This window comes from Pseudomonas sp. IzPS59, assembly GCF_014863505.1.
GTDB lineage: Bacteria > Pseudomonadota > Gammaproteobacteria > Pseudomonadales > Pseudomonadaceae > Aquipseudomonas > Aquipseudomonas kribbensis.
Map to the genome: position 1 here is coordinate 3,556,530 of NZ_CP062251.1, position 18,789 is coordinate 3,575,318.

General features: G+C 56.2%; 17 protein-coding genes. 7 read left to right on the forward strand and 10 right to left on the reverse strand.

Features of this window, described 5'->3' with window-relative positions; translation table 11 throughout:
• Nucleotides 1-119: 119 nt before the first annotated feature.
• The 8 genes from IF189_RS15830 to gspG form a co-directional block, all read right to left on the reverse strand.
• A complete protein-coding gene (locus IF189_RS15830) occupies nt 120-1,229 on the reverse strand; it encodes a substrate-binding domain-containing protein (RefSeq protein WP_134826481.1) in 1,110 nt (369 codons plus the stop codon).
• A gap of 349 nt (nt 1,230-1,578) precedes the next feature.
• A complete protein-coding gene (gene gspF, locus IF189_RS15835) occupies nt 1,579-2,790 on the reverse strand; it encodes a type II secretion system inner membrane protein GspF (RefSeq protein ID WP_192551864.1) in 1,212 nt (403 codons plus the stop codon).
• Nucleotides 2,790-4,196 carry a type II secretion system ATPase GspE gene (gspE, locus tag IF189_RS15840; RefSeq protein WP_192551865.1) on the reverse strand — a complete coding sequence of 469 codons (1,407 nt, stop codon included), beginning with the start codon at nt 4,194-4,196 and terminating at the stop codon, nt 2,790-2,792. Before gspE ends, gspF begins: the two co-directional genes overlap by 1 nt.
• A complete protein-coding gene (gene gspD, locus IF189_RS15845) occupies nt 4,193-6,565 on the reverse strand; it encodes a type II secretion system secretin GspD (protein ID WP_192551866.1) in 2,373 nt (790 codons plus the stop codon). The genes gspE and gspD overlap by 4 nt, the downstream gene beginning before the upstream one ends.
• Nucleotides 6,562-7,107 carry a type II secretion system protein GspM gene (gene gspM / locus IF189_RS15850; RefSeq protein WP_192551867.1) on the reverse strand — a complete coding sequence of 182 codons (546 nt, stop codon included), beginning with the start codon at nt 7,105-7,107 and terminating at the stop codon, nt 6,562-6,564. Before gspM ends, gspD begins: the two co-directional genes overlap by 4 nt.
• Nucleotides 7,100-8,245, reverse strand: coding sequence for a type II secretion system protein GspL (gene gspL / locus IF189_RS15855; RefSeq protein ID WP_192551868.1), 1,146 nt, complete (start codon nt 8,243-8,245; stop codon nt 7,100-7,102). Before gspL ends, gspM begins: the two co-directional genes overlap by 8 nt.
• Nucleotides 8,242-9,195, reverse strand: a complete 954-nt coding sequence (gene gspK / locus IF189_RS15860; RefSeq protein WP_192551869.1) for a type II secretion system minor pseudopilin GspK — start codon at nt 9,193-9,195, stop codon at nt 8,242-8,244. Before gspK ends, gspL begins: the two co-directional genes overlap by 4 nt.
• Nucleotides 9,196-9,203: 8 nt before the next feature.
• The gene (gene gspG / locus IF189_RS15865) at nt 9,204-9,662 is read right to left on the reverse strand and encodes a type II secretion system major pseudopilin GspG (protein ID WP_192551870.1); all 459 of its coding nucleotides are present in this window, start codon (nt 9,660-9,662) and stop codon (nt 9,204-9,206) included.
• 146 nt (nt 9,663-9,808) lie between these two features.
• Between gspG and gspI the strand changes: the two genes are divergently transcribed.
• From gspI to IF189_RS15900, 7 genes are all read left to right on the forward strand, one after another.
• Complete coding sequence (gene gspI / locus IF189_RS15870) at nt 9,809-10,186, forward strand: type II secretion system minor pseudopilin GspI (RefSeq protein WP_192551871.1); 378 nt, start codon at nt 9,809-9,811, stop codon at nt 10,184-10,186.
• A 373-nt stretch (nt 10,187-10,559) separates the two neighbouring features.
• Nucleotides 10,560-10,922, forward strand: a complete 363-nt coding sequence (locus IF189_RS15875; RefSeq protein ID WP_085668252.1) for a DUF6124 family protein — start codon at nt 10,560-10,562, stop codon at nt 10,920-10,922.
• A gap of 271 nt (nt 10,923-11,193) precedes the next feature.
• A complete protein-coding gene (locus tag IF189_RS15880; RefSeq protein ID WP_192551872.1) occupies nt 11,194-12,333 on the forward strand; it encodes a PD-(D/E)XK nuclease family protein in 1,140 nt (379 codons plus the stop codon).
• A gap of 168 nt (nt 12,334-12,501) precedes the next feature.
• On the forward strand, nt 12,502-13,056 hold the full coding sequence (locus IF189_RS15885) for a hypothetical protein (RefSeq protein WP_192551873.1): 555 nt from the start codon (nt 12,502-12,504) through the stop codon (nt 13,054-13,056).
• A 235-nt stretch (nt 13,057-13,291) separates the two neighbouring features.
• On the forward strand, nt 13,292-14,386 hold the full coding sequence (locus tag IF189_RS15890) for a hypothetical protein (protein ID WP_192551874.1): 1,095 nt from the start codon (nt 13,292-13,294) through the stop codon (nt 14,384-14,386).
• 106 nt (nt 14,387-14,492) lie between these two features.
• Nucleotides 14,493-15,299, forward strand: coding sequence for a hypothetical protein (locus IF189_RS15895; protein WP_192551875.1), 807 nt, complete (start codon nt 14,493-14,495; stop codon nt 15,297-15,299).
• Between the two features lie 80 nt (nt 15,300-15,379).
• A complete protein-coding gene (locus IF189_RS15900) occupies nt 15,380-16,120 on the forward strand; it encodes a hypothetical protein (protein ID WP_192551876.1) in 741 nt (246 codons plus the stop codon).
• Nucleotides 16,121-16,255: 135 nt separating this feature from the next.
• Here the strand turns inward: IF189_RS15900 and IF189_RS15905 are convergent, their stop codons facing one another.
• Together IF189_RS15905 and IF189_RS15910 are read right to left on the reverse strand one after the other, a co-directional pair.
• Nucleotides 16,256-17,902, reverse strand: coding sequence for an LA2681 family HEPN domain-containing protein (locus IF189_RS15905; RefSeq protein ID WP_192551877.1), 1,647 nt, complete (start codon nt 17,900-17,902; stop codon nt 16,256-16,258).
• Nucleotides 17,903-18,279: 377 nt separating this feature from the next.
• Complete coding sequence (locus IF189_RS15910; RefSeq protein ID WP_192551878.1) at nt 18,280-18,711, reverse strand: type II secretion system protein N; 432 nt, start codon at nt 18,709-18,711, stop codon at nt 18,280-18,282.
• Nucleotides 18,712-18,789: the final 78 nt, after the last annotated feature.

An 18,789-nucleotide genomic window follows, 5' to 3' on the forward strand; every position in this document is an offset into this window, starting at 1 on the left:
AACCCATGTCACACAAACTTCATGATTGAGGTGTAATTGCCCGCCCCGGCCATCCGTGACGAGCAAAAAAAATGGCAGCCCCGAAGGGCTGCCATTCGTGTTGCGGGTTAACGCGAAGCTTACAAAGGACGACCGATAGCGTTGCACACGCTGGCGTTGTTGATGTCCAGGTTGTTGCCGCTGGTGTTGGTGATGAAGTTGGCAGTGACGGCGTTTTTCCAGTTGGTCGGAACAACGCTGAAGCCGTGGCTGATGGTCGCTGCAGCGTTGCCCGGCACGCTGTAGTGAGTGGTCAGGAAGGATTTGATGTCAGCAGCCACGGTTGCATCCTTGTAGCACTGGCCGAAGATCAGGTTGGTGTAGGCAGCGATCGGGTAACCGCTGGATGGGTTGGCGACAACTGGTGCCCACTCAGCTGGGTTCGACGGTGTGGTTGGCAATGCAACCGAAGACAGCGCGGTGGTCACGTTGCCCGGAGTCGGCTGCACGCCGTTGACGCGCGATACCACGGCGTTGCTGCTGGCGTTCACGCCGTCCGGACCGACGTAACCGATGGAACCGTCAACCGCGTTCACCGCAACAGCGACGTCAGCAGTGTTGGCAACGCCGACGAAGCTCGATGGCAACGCGGTGCCGGCTGGCAGCAGCGAGTTGGCGAAGGTCGAGTTGACCGAGAACTTGGTCTTGCAGACGTTGTTCAGGTGACGGGTGAGGATTTCCGAAGTGCCGCTGGAAGTGGTGCGGTAAACCACACGAACCGGGGTGGCATCGGAGTTGCCCAGCAGTTGACCCCAAGTGGTTGCAGTACCCGAGAACACGTCGCACAGCTGCTGGCTGGTCAGGTTCAGAGCAGTCTGGCCGGATTTTTTGTAAGGGATGGCGACCGAAGTGGCGACCGATGGCAGTTGGATCAGCGGGCCGTACGAAGCACCGAAGTTGGTGTTGTAGGTGCTGATTTCCGAGGCGCTGAGGATCGAGTCGCTACCGGCGAAGTGTACCGAACCGGTGGCGCTGAACAGAGCCGAGTTGTTGGTCAGGAAAGCGGTCTTGCCAGTGCCGCTACCGGTGCCGGCGTAGGTGAAGTTGGCTGGCAGGATGCTGTTGCTAGAGCCTTTGTACAGAGCGGCAGGCAGAGTCGCGCCACCACCGGTAACGTTGGCGGCCATGGCCTGGGCGGAAGCCAGGGCAGCGACGGTCAGGGAAGCTGCGATCAGAGTGCGCTTGAACATGAAGAATCTCCTTTTCAACTAGGTTGGGAACACAGGTTTTCGGATGGCTTGCATGACACTGGGAGGACTCACCGCTGACCTTCGCAAGCGGGGTCCGTGGTTAAGTCGCACTGAGAAATTCGCAGTTTCCGGTGACAGATAAAGGAAAAAACCTCGGGAGGTGCGAGGTGATTTTCGAGGGATTTTCTCGGGTGTTCTCGCGGTTGTGCGGAGTGTCTACGGCAAGCTTTTCGAGGGAATCGGCCACAGCCCTTGAAGGGCCATTGCAGATGACAGAAAGGAGAACCCGAGGACGGTTGTTTCCGCGCTCGGGTGATAGTTGGACGAGAGGAAAAAAGATTGGAAAAGTTTACTGCACCAGCTGATTGATCTCGATGATCGGCAGCAGCACCGCCATGACGATCACCAACACCACCCCGCCCATCACCACAATCATCAGCGGCTCCAGCAACGCGGTCATACCCATCGCCCGGCGCTCGATATCGCGGGACAAGGTTTGCGCAGCGCGTTCGAGCATCGGCGGCAGCGCACCGGTTTTCTCGCCGCTGGCGATCAGGTGAATCAGCACCGGCGGGAACACGTTCTCCACTTTCAGCGCCGCCGCCAGGTTGACGCCCTCGCGCACCTTGGCGGTGGCCTCATTGACGCTCAGGCTCAAGCGATCATTGGACAAGGTCTGCCGCGCCGCCTCCAGTGCCCGCAACAACGGCACCCCGGCGCCGCCGAGAATCGCCAGCGTCGAGGCAAACCGCGCCGTGTTCAGGCCCAGCACAAACCGCCCGATCAGCGGCAACTTCAGCACCCGATGATGCCAACTCAAGCGCGCCGCCGGATTGCGCAGATACAGGCGCCAACTCCAGAACGCACCGGCCATGACGCCCGCGCACAACCAGCCCCACGCGCGGATGAAATCACTGGCATTGAGCATCGCCAGCGTCAGCCCCGGCAGATCCTGCCGCGCCTGGGAAAACGCGCTGACCACCTGCGGCACCACGTAGCTGAGCAGGAAAATCACGATGCCGATCGACACCAGCCCGACCACGCCCGGATAGATGAACGCGGTGAGGATCTTGCCGCGCAGGTTGTTGCGTTCCTCGATGTAATCCGCCAGCCGCTCCATCACCTGGGCCAGGTCCCCGGACTCCTCGCCCGCCGCAATCAGCGCCCGGTAAATCTCCGGAAAATCCCGTGGCCGCGCTGCCAGCGCTTCCGCCAGGCGCATGCCGCTGCGCACGTCGGCGCGAACGGCGCTGAGGGTATGGGCGATGTGCTTTTTTTCGGCCTGTTCGACCGTGGCGCTCAGTGCAGCCTCCAGCGGCAGACTGGCGCCGAGCAGGCTCGACAGCTGCCGTGTGGCCCAGGCCAGATCGTTGTCCGACAGCTTGGCGCTGAACAAACCACCGCCGCCATGCTGGGAGACGTTGCTCTCCTTCTCCACCGACAACGCCGTCAAACCACGACCGCGCAGCGCGCCAAAAGCGGCACCCTGACTCTCCGCCTCCAGATGCCCGGATTCGATCTTGCCGCTGGCATCGGCGGCTTCAAAACGATAGCGATTCATCAGGCGTCCCGTGTCACACGAAGGATTTCTTCCGGCGCCGTGGCACCGCTGCGAATCCAGCGCTCGCCGTCCTCGCGCAGGCTGAACATCCCGGCCTTGCTCGCCGCCGCACGCAAGGCCTGCTCCCCTGCCCCTTGGTGAATCAGGGTGCGGATGTCGTCGTCGATGCAGAACAATTCATGAATGCCGGTACGGCCGCTGTAACCGGTGTGATTGCACGCCGCACAACCCACCGGGCGCCAGGTGCCGGGCGTCGCCGGGTCTTCCTGTTTGCACTGATTGCACAACCGTCGCACCAAGCGCTGGGCCAAAACCCCGAGCATCGACGAAGCCAGCAGAAACGGCTCGACGCCCATGTCAATCAGTCGGTTGACCGCCGACACCGCGTCGTTGGTATGCAGGGTCGCGAGCACCAAGTGACCGGTCAGCGAAGCCTGCACCGCGATCTGTGCGGTTTCGAGGTCGCGGATCTCGCCGATCATGATGATGTCCGGGTCTTGCCGCAGAATCGCACGCAAGGCCAGGGCAAACGTCATGTCGATCTTGGCGTTGACCTGAATCTGGCTGATGCCCGGCAAGTCGTATTCCACCGGGTCTTCCACGGTGAGGATATTGCTCGTGCTTGCATCGAGCCGAGCCAGCGCCGCGTAAAGGCTGGTGGTCTTGCCGCTACCGGTGGGGCCGGTGACCAGCACGATGCCGTGGGGCTGGCGGATCAGGTGATCGAGTTTGGCCAGCACTTGCGCGTCCATGCCCAGGGTTTCCAGATGCAGACGTCCGGCCTGCTTGTCGAGCAAACGCATCACCACCCGCTCGCCATGGCCGGTGGGCACGGTGGAAACACGAATATCGATGGGCCGCCCCGCTACGCGCAACGCAATGCGGCCGTCCTGCGGCAGGCGTTTTTCGGCGATATCGAGCTGGGCCATGATCTTGATCCGCGACACCAGCGCGCCGTGCAACGCCTTGCGCGGCGAGACCACGTCGCGCAGGGTGCCGTCGACCCGGTAGCGCACCACCGAATGGGTTTCGAACGGTTCGATGTGAATGTCGCTGGCCTCGTCCCGCGCCGCTTGCGTGAGCAAGGCGTTGATCATGCGGATCACCGGCGCGCCGTCCTGGGTGTCGAGCAGGTCGGTGATTTCCGGCATGTCCTGCATCAGGCGGTCGAGGTCGACTTCGTTTTCCGCCGCACCGACCACCGCCGCCGCGCTGCCGGTGTCGGCATAAGCCGTGGCGAGCAGGCCGTCGAGTTCGTCGTCGCGCACCCGCTCAAGCTTCGCCGCGCCGAACTGCCGCCGTACTTCGCTGATCGACCAGCCCGGCGTCGACGGGCACACCGTCAGCACGCCGTCGCGCAGCAGAATCCGCTGCGCCTTGGCCCAGGCGTACGGCAAGTTGCTCATAACCGCGGGCCTGCTTCAATCGGCACAGCCTTGATGACCGCGCGAGGGCCGGAAGTCGGAACGGCTGCGGGCACACCCTGCGCAGCGGTCGGCAATTGCGGCGCCTGCATGTCCGGCATCGCCCAGCTGCGTTCCGGTTGCAGACCGCCCTGAGCACGGCGCATGAAGTCGTAACGGTTAAGCGTGATGCTGCGCCCCGCCGCGCTGTCGCGAATGATGTACGGGCGCAGGAACACCATCAGGTTGGTCTTGGTGATCGAGCGGCGCTCGTTGCGAAACAGCGCGCCCAGCCCCGGAATGTTCGAGAGCCACGGCACCGCGTCGTTGCTCTGGCTGTAGCCGTCCTGCAGCAGACCGCCGAGCACCATGATCTGCCCGTCATCGAGCAGGATGCTGGTGTCGATGGCACGTTTGCTGGTGACGATCCCCGCCGAGGTGGAGGCAGCCGAGGCGCGCTCGTCGATGCTGCTGACTTCCTGATAGATGTCGAGCTTCACCGTGCCGCCCTCGGAAATCTGCGGCCGCACGTTGAGCTTCAAACCGACCTCTTCGCGGGTCACGGTCTGGAACGGGTTGTTGCTGGTGCCCCCGCCGCCGGTGACGTAGCTGCCGCTGACAAACGGAATGGTCTGGCCGACGAAAATGCTCGCCGCTTCGTTGTCCAGGGTCAGCAGGTTCGGCGTCGACAGCACGTTGGTACCGCCCTTGCTCTTCAGGGCCCGGGCCAGCACTTTCAGGTCGAGGATCTTGCCGATGCCGGGGATGTCGACGGTGCCGTTGACGTAGCCGAGGTTCAAACCTTTGGGCAACACGTCGACACTGGTCTTGCCGTTGACGTTGATCCCCGAGCCGCCAAGGTTGGCGCCGCCGATCACGCCATTACCGGCCAGATTACCGGTCTGCCATTGCACGCCGAATTCGCTGGCGTCGTCCTCGCCGACTTCGACGATCAGGCTTTCGATCACCACTTGTGCGCGGCGCTGGTCGAGCAGGTCGATGACTTCGCGCAGGTTGCGGTACAGCGGTTCCGGCGCGGAAATCAGCAAGGTGTTGGTGGTCGCGTCCGCCTGAATGGTAACGCCGCCAGCGCTGAAGGCCACGTTCTGCTCGCTGCTTTGCGCGTTGCTGCTGCCACTGCCAGTGCTGCTGCCTTGGGCGTAGCTGCCGCCAGTGCTGCCGTTGTTGGTGGTCGAAGTGCTGCCATTGGTTTGCGTGCCGCTCTGGCCGTTCTGCCCACCGTTCGAATTAGTGGAACTGCCCATGGCGCTGAGCACCGAGCGCGCACTGTCGCTGGTGCCGCTGTCGCTTTCGCCGGTCAACAATCCGCGCAGCGCTTGGGCCAGTTTGCCGGCCTGGGCGTTACGCAGATAAACCACATGCAGATTGCTCGGATTGCTCTGGGCGTTGTCGAGTTTGTAGATCAGGTTGCGCGCCAGCTCCGTGCGCTCGGGGCTGCCGGCGCGGATGATGATGGTGTTGGAGCGCGGGTCACCGATCACCGCGATTTTCTGCGTCGGATCATTGCCCGGCGCGTCGAGCAGGTCGGCGACCATCGGCGCGATGTCGGCGGCGATACCGTTCTGGATCTGCACCACGTCGGTGTCGATGGCGCTCGGGGTGTCGATGCCCTGAATCAACTGCGCAACCCGCGTGAGGTTCTCGGCGTAGTCGGTGACGACGATGGTGTTGTTGCCCGGGTAGGCGTTGATCGGGTTGTTCGGCGAGACGATCGGGCGCAGCACCGGGATCAGGTTGACCGCGTTCTCGTATTGCAGGCGGAACGTGCGGGTGAGCATGCCGTTGCCAGCCGGTTTGTCGGCGCTGTAGATCGGCCCGCCGAGCAACTTGGCGTCGGCCTCCGGCACCACCTGTGCCACGCCGCCGACATCCACCACGCTGAAACCCTGCATGCGCAACGCCGCCAGCAACATGTCGTAGGCCTGATGCGCCGGCACCTGGCCTTCGGAGACCAGCGTCAGGTTGCCCTTGACCCGAGGATCCACCAGAAACTGCTGGCCGGTGGAGCGCGACAACGCCCGCACCACCGCTTGAATATCGGCGTCGACGAAATTCAGCGTCACCGGTTGATCGCCTAACGGATTGGCCGGCAACGTCGTGCCCCGGGTCGAACCGCCGCTGCGAGCGCGTTCGGTGATGTTGTGCAATTGCTTCGGCGCAGGTCTTGCCTGGGCCTGCGCACGCTCGCGGTCGAGCACCGCGTCGCCACTGCGCTGGGTGTTGGCCAGCGGCCGGCCGAGTTCGCTGTCCACCAGCAGCGGCGGTTGATTCGGTGGTGTGGTGTTGCTGCACGCGCTCAATGCCATCAACAGCATCGGCAACGCCATGCGTTTGGACCCTGACCCCTTCATGAAGCTTCCTTAGCGCCCAGCGCCTGATCCATGCGTACGGTGCCCGACAGAGTGCCGGCCGTGTCATCGGTCGCGGCGTCGTCTGCGCGTTGCAGACGGGCCTCGACCACTTGCAGTGAAAAATTCCGGGGTTGGCTCAGCAGCCAGTCGAGCACGGCGTCGGCGGGTGCGGCTTCGAAGGTCAACTGCCAGCCGGCGGACGCGGCCGCCAATTGGTAATGGCCGCCCAGTCCGCTGGCCTGCAAGGTCTGCTGCATCGACTGCTCCAGATTCTTCCCGTCTGGGCGCACGCTGACGTCGCGCAACAGCACTTCCAGCGCTTCGGCCTGGGCGCGCAATTTCGGGGTTTCGACTTGCGAGGCGGCGATCTTCTTCAGCGGCGGCTGAACCAACGCCACCCACACAAACAGTCCAACTAACAGCGCTGCCATGCCAGCGACCATGCGTTTTTCCCGCAGCGCCAACGGCTGCCAACGGGCCTGCAACTGAGCATTGAAGCGCTGCCAACCGGCGCGGTATTTCGCAAACGATGGGCTATTCATCTTCGGCTCCGCTGCTGTCGTCGTTGTCGGTGGCGGCGGTCGCCTCGCCGGCCGGGCGCAGGACCCAGCCGTCATCATTCGGGCTGATACTGATGCCGGCCTGGGCCAGCGTGCCTTGCCAATCCTTGTCATTGCCCGAACGCCGGGCCTCGGGCAGCAGGCTCAATTGCAGCGCGCCGTCGACAAATTCCAGCCGCTGCACCGTGCCGGCCATGGACGGCATGCCACTGCCGGCCTGCAACACCAGCCGCGTGAAGTCCTGGCCGGGCGCATCCGTCGCGCCCTGTTGGCGCGCCGCGATTTGCTGACGGGCCTGTTGCAGCGGATTGAGGATCACCGGCAACTCGGGAAACGCCTGTTTCACCCGCTGCGCCATCTGCGCCTTGAGCTGCTGGCCCTGCCCGGCCTCGCGGGCGGCGTACAGGTTCAAACCGATCACCCACACCGCTAGTGCCAGCGCGCAGCAACCGAGCGCCCTGCCCCAACCACGATGTTCGGTGCCCGGTTGCTGAAGGCCGCCGTGCAGACCCCAATTCGGCAATGGGCCGGCGTTTCGCTGTGTGTCGGGCAATGTTGATTGCACTGCTTCCGGCGCGCCGTCACCGATCCAGTGCGCCGGCAGACCGGTTTCCAGTAGCCACGCTTCGTCGATCATCGGCTGCACCTGCGCCGCATTCGGGCCGTGGCGCAGCAACAGGTGATTGTCGTGCAGGCAGCCGACGCCGCCCGCCATCACCGGCAAACTGTAGGCCGCCGGGTACAGGCCTTTGAGGTTCAAACCGAATTGCACGAGGTGCTGCAACTCCTTGCGTGCTACCCAGGCGATCTGCACCTGGCCGCTTTCATTGCGAGCACTGTGGGCGATGTGCATCTCGGCGCTGTCGCCGAGCATCAAGGCCTGCGCCGCACATTGCACCGCCGCAGCGGTTTTATTCGCGGGCAGCGGCGGCAGATCGATGCTCGCCAGCAGGCTGTCCGACGGGTGCAGAAAGCACACCAGCGGTTGCTTCGGCAGCGCGCCAAGCCGCACACGCTCCTGCCGCGTGACCTGCCCCTGACGATCCAGCCACGCGCCCTCCACTTCACTGTCGAGACTCAGCTCCGCCAGCGGCGGCAAATTCACGCGCAACTGGCTCATACGCCCACCCGCGACCAGATCACTTGCGGCAAACGATCCTGGCTGCGATGCAGCAACGCATCGAGGCTCACCCGCCGCTGATCCCGCCGCGCCTGCCCGCGCAGCCGGAACCAGTCGCTGGTGATGCCGACCTTGACGCTGGTGATCTCGAGTTGCGGCAGTCGCAGGCGATTGACGAAATCCCCGCGATTGATGAACCAGCGCCCGGCATCACGTTCATTGATCAACGCCTGCGCCCGCTCCAGCGACAGCCCCGGCACATACGCCGCCAGCACCGGCGCGGTGGCCGTATTGCCGTTGAGCCAGGTGGTCGCCGGAATCACCGTCAGGTACGGCGCCAGTTTCGCCAAAACCGCATCGTTGACCCCGTCGACACTGCGCAAATCATCAAGCGTACGCAGCATCGGCAAGGTCGGCGATTGCGGTTTGCGCGACGCGGACGGCGACGTGGCGCGCCCGCTGTCGAAGGTGTTTTTCGCCACAGGCTTGTCCACCACTTGGGCATTCAACAGGTGCGGATAAGAGCCGATCGCCCGCTGACTGATGCGCCGGCTCAAGCCGCTGCTGACACCAATCAACTCGCACAAGCGCTCGAACGCCTGCACCTGCGCGTCATCGATCCGCTCGTTGGCCACCAGATTGCGCAGGTTGAACTTGCCCTGCTCGTCCTCCAGCCGCCCCTCGAAACCCTGGGTGTTCAACACCTGCGCCCACGGTTGATCGAGTCGGGTCAGCGGATCGCGCTGCCGCGCATCCCACAACAATTGCCGGCTGATCTCCAACCCGCCATGCAACAGCCAACGGCCTTGCACGCGCAGTTGTTCGGCTTCCAGCGCCCGGGTCGAAACGCTCTGGCGGGTCAGCATACCGGCGGCGATCACCGCGACCACCGCCGCAATCAGCAGCGCACTGATGATCGCCATCCCCTGCTGGTTCGATTGGCTGTTCATGACCGGCCTTACAACTGCCAGGAACCGATGTCGGCATTCACGCCATCGCCGTCAGGCTGGCCGTCGGCGCCGAGGGAAAAGATGTCGATCTCGCCGTTCGCACCGGGATTGAGGTACTGATAAGGACGACCCCACGGGTCATTCGGCAGGCGCTCCAGGTACGAGCGCCAGTTAGTGTTCTTCGCATCGGCCGGCCGCTCCACCAGCACCTTCAGGCCCTGGCTCTGGCTCGGATAAGTGCCGTGATCGAGGCGATACAGTTTCAACGCCTGCATCAACCCGCCGATGTCCTGCTTCGCCGCCGTGGCCCGCGCCTGATCCGGCCGGTCGAGCACCTTGGGCACCACCATCGCCGCCAGAATCCCGAGAATCACCACCACCACCATGATCTCGATCAGCGTGAAACCCTGCTGCCTACGGGGCATCCGGCTCGGTCGACTGGGCTGTTTGAATTGCGCGATATCCATCTCGTCATTCCCTGGCTTGATTCGATTCGACGCGCAGTGTTGCAAGAAGATATGTCAGGGATGTTGAAAATCCTCGGGTGTTTTCGTCGTCAAGCCGTCAAGCACGGGCGTTAGCGTCAAGGGCTGCCCGACTGCCCGAGCCCCCGATGCGCACCCCCTCCCCGCAAGCCGGATTCACCCTGATTGAAGTGCTCGTCGCGCTGGCGATCATCGCCGTCGCCATGTCCGCCGCCGTGCGCGTGGCGGGGTTGATGACGCAGAGCAGCGGGGTTTTGCGGGATCGTTCGATTGCGATGATTGCGGCGCAGAGTCGGATGGCGGAATTGCGGTTGGAGGGGCGATTGCCGATGGGGGTCAAGGCGATGGAGTGTGATCAAGGGAGGTTGTTGTTGCGGTGTGAGCAGGTGATTGGGGGGGCGGAGAATGGGCGGTTGCTCAAGGTTGGTGTGCAAGTGTTTGATCGCAGCCAGGAGGGGCCGGCGTTGGCGAGGCTTGAAACGTTATTGAACCGGCCTCAGGACTGATGCCCGCTTCCGTTTAACCGTTTACTTCAATTCCGTTTAAAGACGTCAGACGTTACTTGATCAAGGCTACAGCGGCTTGCGTCATTACCTACGACTACGCCAGAATCCGCCGGCTTGTGCGTCTAGTACGCGGGTCTTATCGTTCCATGGTCACTGAAAACCAGTGATCGGGTTTGGTAGCCCGCAGCGCTGACGCATTGCGTCACCTCATGCAGTTGCATTCGTGCGACTGGATTTATGGTGGCCATGCTCAGGGCTTCTTCGGAAGCGCCGGTTCCAGTGCTCCGGTCTACCAACCTGCGTATGGTCGCCACCCCCTCGTTTGGTAGCGAGAGTGGCTGACTCCAATTCAATCAGTACTGGAGTTACATCAATGATCAAACCAACACCCAACCCACCAGAAACCGATCCGGTTTCACCTTACAAATTCCCCGACTCCCGAACCCTCAACGAAGCCGCCGAACGCGCCCTCGACCACTATCTCACCCCACAACAACGCATCATGGGCAGCCACCACAAACACGACCCCATGTACCTGGCCAACCCGGCTTACAACACTGAATCCCTGTTGGCCAATGCTAGCGAATCACTGGGATCGGCGAGTGAGATGCTCAACAACTTTGCTGCCACCCTGGAGCCTGCCCATCGCAAGACTGCGATAGGGATTGCGCAGTTGGTGATGTTGAGTGAGTTGGCGGTGAATCAGGCGTTGGATCATGTTGAGGTGAAGGCGTAAGCCTTTGACCGCTATAGCTCAATAGGCGGAAAGAAAATGGCGGAGGTTGTCAGGTGCAACTGACAGCCCCCGCCAAAGGGACGGTGAGACTTTTCCGGCACGTTGCGACGACACACTGAGATATCACTCATTTCTACCAGGCACGGTCGGCCGCTTTCGGCCAAAATCGGCCCGAACATGATGCCGACAGCATCAAATAGCTATTACATAAGAGGCATGATTTGCCTGATACTGCGTGCCGCGAATTGGCCTTAATCAGGAACCTTCTCTCATGGAAGATTTTTTGCAAACCGTGGCTCTGCTACGCGCGAGATATCAGCGCCCTGCGAACTTCAACCTCTTTTCCATACTCCGCAGCGCGAGTGACGAAGTTCGGCTTCACTCGCGCTTCCTCGCCTTTTTGCTCGACCCAAAGGCAACCCACAATCAAGGAACAGCGCTGCTGAATCTCCTATTGAAGCGACTGGGCATCCAGAACTTCGATTCAGAGAATGCGATTGTCGAAGTCGAGTACCAGAACATCGACATCTTGGTCCGCAACCAGTCCAAGCAGGCAGTGATCATCGAGAACAAGATCTACGCCGGCGATCAGGACGAGCAGCTCTGGCGCTACCACCAGCGAATGCAGGCAGAAGGCTATGGCGAGATTTGGACCACCTATCTGACCTTGGATGGCTCCGAGCCCAGTGAACAAAGTCGCAAGTCGCTGCCTGTAGTCCTTCTCAGCTACGAAGCTGAGATCATCGCTTGGTTGAAAGACTGTATCCCACTGGTTGCCCGCGAGCCCGGCGTGCGAGAAAGCGTTTTCCAATACATCGAACTACTCCAAAAGCTGACATCCAGTGACCAGGGTGAGATCTATATGAGCAAGCTAAAAGAACAGATCCTGCTTGGCGAGAATCTCTTCGTGATCGCCGACATCAACCATGCATTCAAGTCAGTATTGTTCGATCTACAATTTGATATTTGGGACCGCATGGCGGCTTACCAAGAGAGCCATTATCCCCAACTCGGCACGCCCGAAAATTCGGCCACGAAGGAGGCGATTTCCGCCTATTACAAGAAGGCCAAAAATAGCAAATACTTTGGCCTCACTTTCCCCTTCACGTTTATGAATGGTGGCGTGTACATCGCACTCGACCACCGCCTCTACGTTGGCTTCTACTGTGACGGTGAGCAGTTCTCGGAAGACCGGGAGCACCTTTTGGCGCTAAGTCGAGAGATCGCACCCAGCACTCGCAATTCGGGGAACCTGTTTTGGAAGTACTCTACGTTTAATGTGAACCTACATGCCCCTTCCAACGAGGACCTAGCCCTTCTCCGAGATCCGGAAACTAGGGAGGCAATTGCCGTCAATCTGATCAATGACGCTCACGAACTGTGGCACCGCGCTCACCAGCAGTTCGCCTGACCGCATTTGGCCTATTCCAGCCTGTCACAACAGGCTAAATCGACCCGATACGAGCGTTACCTAGCGGACATACGATGGACTGCTAGACGGTGTATTACTGAAAAACACACCTTCCTCAAAGGTCTCATCTGAGATTGCCCTTACATATTGATCGTTAGGCTGCTAAAAATGGATTGGCTAACATTCACCACAAAAATCGCCGAAGCCTTGGCTTGGCCAATTGCTTCGATCGTCATCTTGGTCCTTCTGAGGACGCACATAGCGGGACTCTTGCCTCTGTTGAAACGGGTGAAAGCTGGCCCTCTAGAAGCCGAGTTCGAGCGCGAACTGAAAGTGCTTCGGGATTCAACAGACCAGCAATTGATTCCCGCAAAGGGCTCGGACACCCTGCATCCCGTGGAAGAAAAGTTATACACGCTCGCTGAGGTCAGCCCTAGATCAGCAATTCTCGAGTGTTGGCAGCATGTTGAAATTGCCGCCCGAAAACGAATTCTTGAACTGGATCTTCATGAGGCAGGTCCAGAGCGTCGCCCAATCTTGGATGCCTATCGCTCATTGGCAAAAGCTCAGGTTCTTAATGCAGAAGGATTGGCACTGTTTAACGAATTGCGTACTTTAAGAAATCAAGCAGCGCATGTGGACGAATTCTACCCGTCCAAGTCTGCAGCATTGAACTACATTAGCCTGGCCAAATCACTCATCTTGCAGCTATCAAATCAGTAAATGTCGTTAAACTGCTTCTGGCCAAAAGCGGACATCGATTAACGGCGGATATCGGCTATAAGGGAACAGCAGAGAATGAAACTTAATCCATCCCTTTATTGAACCTAAGTTACTTACTAGGCAATTTTGTGCATAGCTTCTAGAAGAGTTTGACATTATGCTATTGATACATTGGACTCGTAAAGCTAAGGCATTGCGACTCTGTTAACTTAATCGTTAGGTATCACCGATTCCCATGACTGAATCTTCCGACACCCCATTCTTCGCCGCACCAGAAAACTTGGAGTCCCTCCGACTCTACTCCCGAACACTAAGAATTTTTTCAGCAACGTCTGATTCCGAAATGGTCGCAAAAACACTGCTGAAAATCATCGAATTGATGATTTCAAACGCTGCTCGATTCGATGAGTATTGCACTGCAAATATCGAGTGGATCGGTGATAGCTTCATGCGCGAGGTCAGAGAATTCCCAAATACTCCGGAAGAAAAAAAATCTGAGATAATTACATCAAACTTCACGTCAGCGTTCCGCTTCTTGTGCGAGTTAGAGTTTGTGCAGCCTGCGGAACCGAGCCATGAAGTCCGGAAAATTGGACTATTCGTTGATGAAAACTTTGAACTATTCACCGGTAACGACCGAACGCAGATCACATTCGCAAGACACTCTATGCCGGTACAAGTGGCGAAAAAACTACTTAACGATCCTGCGATTGCGGAGTTTCGGAAATTCTCGCAAACCGTCAAAGAAGCATCGAGCCTCAAAGCAGATTGGGACTCTGAGCTCGAAGAGAGACGGCTACATGTTGAGGCCATTCAACAGGGACTAAAAAACGTAACCTCGTCCTACAACTTCGTGGGTCTTGTTGATGGGTTTCGCCAGTTGGCAATCTCAAAGCGCACGGAGCGCAGAATCGCTTTCTGGTCGTTGATCTTGCTTGCAGTTGTCATGACAACTCCACCAGTCGTCCAGATTTCTTATGTGTTTACTCATCTAGATGCCATTGAGTCGAAAAAAGGGCTGCTGCTTTACACGCTTCCAACGATTCTCGCAATCGAAATAATCCTCATCTATTTCTTCCGTGTTGTCCTTGCTCAGTTCCGATCAGTCAAGGCACAAATTCTTCAACTAGATCTGCGAATCGCCCTGTGTCAGTTCGTCCAAAGCTATGCAGAGTACTCGAAGAAGATACGGAAGGATGACCCGAGCGCTCTCGCAAGGTTTGAAGCCATTGTTTTCAGCAGTCTCGTCTCAGAAAGCGAAGGTATCCCCTCTACCTTTGACGGTACTGAACAACTTGCGAACCTCATCAAGAGCGTCCGAGGAACTTAGCGTGGTCGAGAGTTAGACAGAGCACCATTTACAGGAAGAGGGCGCTGATATCTTTTGTAAAAAACGATTCAGCCCCTTCCATTTTTGTTAAGGATGGAGAGTAGCAATGCCCATTACTCAGAACACACCGTTATCTGCTTTGGCCGGAATGATTTCTGCCGCGATTACTGCATACAACACTGGTAATCAAACGGGAAACTACAACCACATCTACAATATATTCATCACCGCAAGGCAAAGCGGTATTGCTGGACATGGAGGGCTCTATGACTGGATTCATCTTGGAAATGCAACCGCCACCATTTATGCTCTTTTGGCCAATTTCGGAATGAACAGGCAAGGTTCAGCTCTCGTGAGGCCTCATATAATGGCACATACACTTAAAAATCTTCCGCGATTGTCTCTTCAATGGATTGAGCACATCACATTACCGATCTCCGCGCCATGCAACACCATAAATCCTAATACAGGTAAAAGTTTATCAGTGGAACTGGATTTACTTTATACGACGCTCTCGACCCCCGGCGTTATTACTGAAAGTGGCGGTTTTGTTGCAGCAAGCAAGACTATGCATTGTCTTTTTCCAAATCTCGCACCAATGATTGATGGGCGTCACTCGGGGCTTTCCTACTTTCATATCCTGCAAAGTACATACGATCCCCCTTTGGGGATAAAAAACTGGGCTGGCTGGTTAGGTGCGCCATTGCTGGGCGTACCTAATCCAAGCCCTAGAGGGGCTGGTCGGTACAATTGGGATGCTGCAAGATTCTTGGCTGCAATTGCTGTTAACCAACATATCTATGAAATATGGCAGCAACAAAATGGAAATCCAGGCCTGCAGACATTCCTTGCTCTTGACTCGACACCAGGCACGAGCGGAATACCGAGAATTATTGATAAACTACTGTGGTAAACAAAATAAAGAGCGTGATTTATTTACTGAAAACTAATCAGTAGCGAGCTCAATACGGCAAAAAATACTAGGTAAAATTCATGACCGACGATTCGATCCCAGAACGATTAAAAAAGAATTCAAATATATATATTTATTTCCTGTCACTTTATTTTATTGCGGTGGGCACTCTTTATTTATGGGGATATTGGTCGCTATTTGGAGTGAATATTTTAGAATACCTTACTCTCGCCGACATAGTTAAATCAACGGCATATCCTATCGCTTCCATCTTTATATCTCTGGCGGTTGGCGTGGTGCTTGCAGAGATCTCAAGCGTCAAAAAAAAGCTTCCACCCGAAGGTGGACGCAACACAGTTGTAGGTCGATTCCTTCGCAAACACAAAACCTTACTGGTCATCCTGTACATTGCCGGGACTCTAGCCATATTAGTTTTTGGCCCAATTGAAAAATGGCTATTATTAGCAACGTTACTGGGCACTCCAATTGCGATATATGCAAGATCTGGGAATTTTCTTGCATATCAGATCCCAGCCGAGGCACCTCGCAGCGTGTGTTTGTTTTTACTCGCCACGTTGCCACTCTTTGCCTTTGGCCTAGGAAAAATTGGAGCAAATTCTGTTCTGGAAGGAAAAGCATTCTATTACGTAATTGATAACGACTCTATAACACCCAACTCAGAGCCGAGCCAGAGGACTCGCTTTATCGGTCGCGCAGGTGATTTTGTTTTTTTCTGGGAACCAAAAGAATCAACAATTTCATTTTTTAAACTTGAAGCAGGAACATCATTGAGACTTGGGAAATTCGGGCATAGTATTTAATCGCTACGCAACCTTAGATAATTCAAAGAAAAACAAAGGGAAAAACAAAGGGGAGTGATTTATTTTTACATATAAAGCAAATCAGCCCCCTTTTCACTTGTGGCGGTTCACATTCGATCCAATAGTCGCCTGCGATTAATTTTTGTACAGAGGCGTTTCGTATGGCATCACTATGCCAGAGCCATCAAGCTTTTCCTCTTCATAGTGGATGGCGAGTGATGTATACATGATTGCATAACGTACTTTTTTCATAAGCCTCAATGTCTGATCCCGAAGTTCCTTATCCGTGATAATAAACGGGTAGCCTTGCATATCGTAGCTCTCATCAATTAGACCCTGATCAGATCTAATCTTCTCTCGAATAGCTTGTCGCTCGGCCTTAGGAACTCCACTTTTGAGAATTTTATTGTTTCGTTCTATTCGCGCAAGGACTTCCGCATGTTTTGTTTCAGCCAACTCCCTATCGAAAGGCTTGGTGACTTTATATAGGTCATCCATTACAACTCTGAAACCGCCGTGTTCTAGCTTGTTCCTGATATCAGCCAATTTGGTAGCGTTTGAGTCCATCCAATAATCATGCCCTTCGGTTTCATCATCATTTATCTCCCTAGACAGCCAGTACAGAGCCAATAGGTAAGGATTGTTAGAATCTATAAAGCTCTGCTTAACCTTATTCCTATCAGCATACCAAACATTTGAAAAATAAACTCTAGATACCGGCCCCGGATTTAGGTATTTGAAAAGTAACACAGCTAGCTTGTCGAAGCAGGAGTACAGCAGTCGAAATGAGATCTTGATCTGTTCGATATCTCGGCGATAAATACAATAATCTAGCGAGTTAACGAGAAACAGGTCATTGTTCGCATAATGCGAGATATCTCGTCGTGCATATCTACTTTCAATTACCTCGTAATAAGTGAACCTGGCATGCGCATACTGGTGTTTTATTTCAGAAAACCCACCGCCCAACCATAAGCTTTCAGTCAATCCAATAAGTGGATTAATTGAATAGCGTACACTGGGCAGCCCCATCACGTCCTGAGCGGCTACAGGCTCAGTTGTTATTTCGTTTAAGTCGTTAATGAAAAGAGCATTCTCCAAGCACCATTTTTTATACGAGCGTTCCTTATCCGACTTACCCTTCAGTCCTTTTAAAACAGAAATATGTGGGAATTCCTCACAAATTGAATCGAAGTTTTGATTGAAATAACTGACAAATTCCACATATGGGGTGGCAGCCTCTATTACTTTAAGATGATCAGCATCAAATAGGAGTTCTTTACATTCATATACGTATTTCAGAATGGGATAGGCTTCTTTTTGAAAATATATAGCATGCCCTTCATCGTACAAGCTCCTTGATATCTCAAGCAAAACTCTTCCCCTTGAGAAGTAAGCTAGGGGATTGTTGAATATTGCTATGGCTCTATCGCACTCTATTAACGCTTCAAAAAATCTACCTTGACTGTATAGTGCGTTTGCTAAATTCGTATAAACCCTGCTTTTAAAATCATCGCTGAGCTCCGAAAAGCCTTGCTCGTACTGTGATTTCTTGTAGAACTTAACCTGAAGCCCAACCTGTTCATCCCAACAGGAGTCAAGGCAATCCGAGAGAACGGAATGCCCGTTCCCAATAATGTAGTAATTTTCAGAGCGAGCTTTAGAGCTGTGATAATCCCTGCTTTCCAATAAACCAATAAATTCCTTTAGCGCCTCATATTTACGTCCGATGATTAATTCATCCATTTTCGCAGCATCCAGACTCACGCTTGCTTCTTCCATATTACCCACGCATGCAGTAAACAAATTTAAACTAGCGGCCCTGCCAATCATTGTGCTGTGAGCATTTGTTTGCCCGCTCAAATCACAGATAAATTACCGCTATCAATCCCATTCTTGATAGCTTATGCGAACATTGTGGTACTTGCCCGAGTAGTAATTTTACGATGCTTGAAAAATTGAGGACTAACCAGGCTTTAAGCAGACGTAAATTTTCAGCTTCTGACCGCGAGCTGCTCACGGTAATCGGCTGCTAATGGCCGAATGCGGGCATTTACGACACGCTTCCTTCGGTTGGTCAAAAGCAATCAAGCACGCCCCCCCGGCGATCCATTACCCATCGCCAAACTGAAACACCCAAATAACTCCCCCATGAAAAATCACGGCCTAACCAACCTAGGCATCTCCACCCCCTCCCCCAACCTCTCCACCTCCAACCGCACCCTCTCCCCACCCTGCTCAATCACCACCCCATCCCCCTCCACCGCCACCAACTTCACCCCAGGACTCACCCGCTCCCCCTGCAAAAAGCTCCTCGGCGGCCCATCGTTCAGGCTAAGTATCGCCACCGCCCCCCGACTCCCCGCCATCACGCCGCTGACTTTGATCTCCACCGGCGCCGTTCGATTGGAAAACCACTGCAACGCCGGGTTATCGCTGCGCGCAGCGAGCAGTTGCGGCGTAGCCGCCGGGGTGTGGGATTCGGCGGTGGTCAGGAGCAGGGATGACCAGGTGGCGATGCCGACCAGGGCGGCCAGCAGTGCGGTGGCCTGGATGAGTTGGGGGGGTGAAAAGCGTGCGGTGAATCTCATGGGCTGAATCTCCTTTTAGTCCCGGTGACCAGACTACGCGGCAATTCTCACGGTTTTATTTCACACGCCTTACATGTT

Bases quoted from the DNA above. Each gene is read 5' to 3' on its own strand.
- IF189_RS15830 (WP_134826481.1), bottom strand. From the start codon at position 1,229: ATGTTCAAGCGCACTCTGATCGCAGCTTCCCTGACCGTCGCTGCCCTG.
- gspF (WP_192551864.1), bottom strand. From the start codon at position 2,790: ATGAATCGCTATCGTTTTGAAGCCGCCGATGCCAGCGGCAAGATCGAA.
- gspE (WP_192551865.1), bottom strand. From the start codon at position 4,196: ATGAGCAACTTGCCGTACGCCTGGGCCAAGGCGCAGCGGATTCTGCTG.
- gspD (WP_192551866.1), bottom strand. From the start codon at position 6,565: ATGAAGGGGTCAGGGTCCAAACGCATGGCGTTGCCGATGCTGTTGATG.
- gspM (WP_192551867.1), bottom strand. From the start codon at position 7,107: ATGAATAGCCCATCGTTTGCGAAATACCGCGCCGGTTGGCAGCGCTTC.
- gspL (WP_192551868.1), bottom strand. From the start codon at position 8,245: ATGAGCCAGTTGCGCGTGAATTTGCCGCCGCTGGCGGAGCTGAGTCTC.
- gspK (WP_192551869.1), bottom strand. From the start codon at position 9,195: ATGAACAGCCAATCGAACCAGCAGGGGATGGCGATCATCAGTGCGCTG.
- gspG (WP_192551870.1), bottom strand. From the start codon at position 9,662: ATGGATATCGCGCAATTCAAACAGCCCAGTCGACCGAGCCGGATGCCC.
- gspI (WP_192551871.1), top strand. From the start codon at position 9,809: ATGCGCACCCCCTCCCCGCAAGCCGGATTCACCCTGATTGAAGTGCTC.
- IF189_RS15875 (WP_085668252.1), top strand. From the start codon at position 10,560: ATGATCAAACCAACACCCAACCCACCAGAAACCGATCCGGTTTCACCT.
- IF189_RS15880 (WP_192551872.1), top strand. From the start codon at position 11,194: ATGGAAGATTTTTTGCAAACCGTGGCTCTGCTACGCGCGAGATATCAG.
- IF189_RS15885 (WP_192551873.1), top strand. From the start codon at position 12,502: ATGGATTGGCTAACATTCACCACAAAAATCGCCGAAGCCTTGGCTTGG.
- IF189_RS15890 (WP_192551874.1), top strand. From the start codon at position 13,292: ATGACTGAATCTTCCGACACCCCATTCTTCGCCGCACCAGAAAACTTG.
- IF189_RS15895 (WP_192551875.1), top strand. From the start codon at position 14,493: ATGCCCATTACTCAGAACACACCGTTATCTGCTTTGGCCGGAATGATT.
- IF189_RS15900 (WP_192551876.1), top strand. From the start codon at position 15,380: ATGACCGACGATTCGATCCCAGAACGATTAAAAAAGAATTCAAATATA.
- IF189_RS15905 (WP_192551877.1), bottom strand. From the start codon at position 17,902: ATGGAAGAAGCAAGCGTGAGTCTGGATGCTGCGAAAATGGATGAATTA.
- IF189_RS15910 (WP_192551878.1), bottom strand. From the start codon at position 18,711: ATGAGATTCACCGCACGCTTTTCACCCCCCCAACTCATCCAGGCCACC.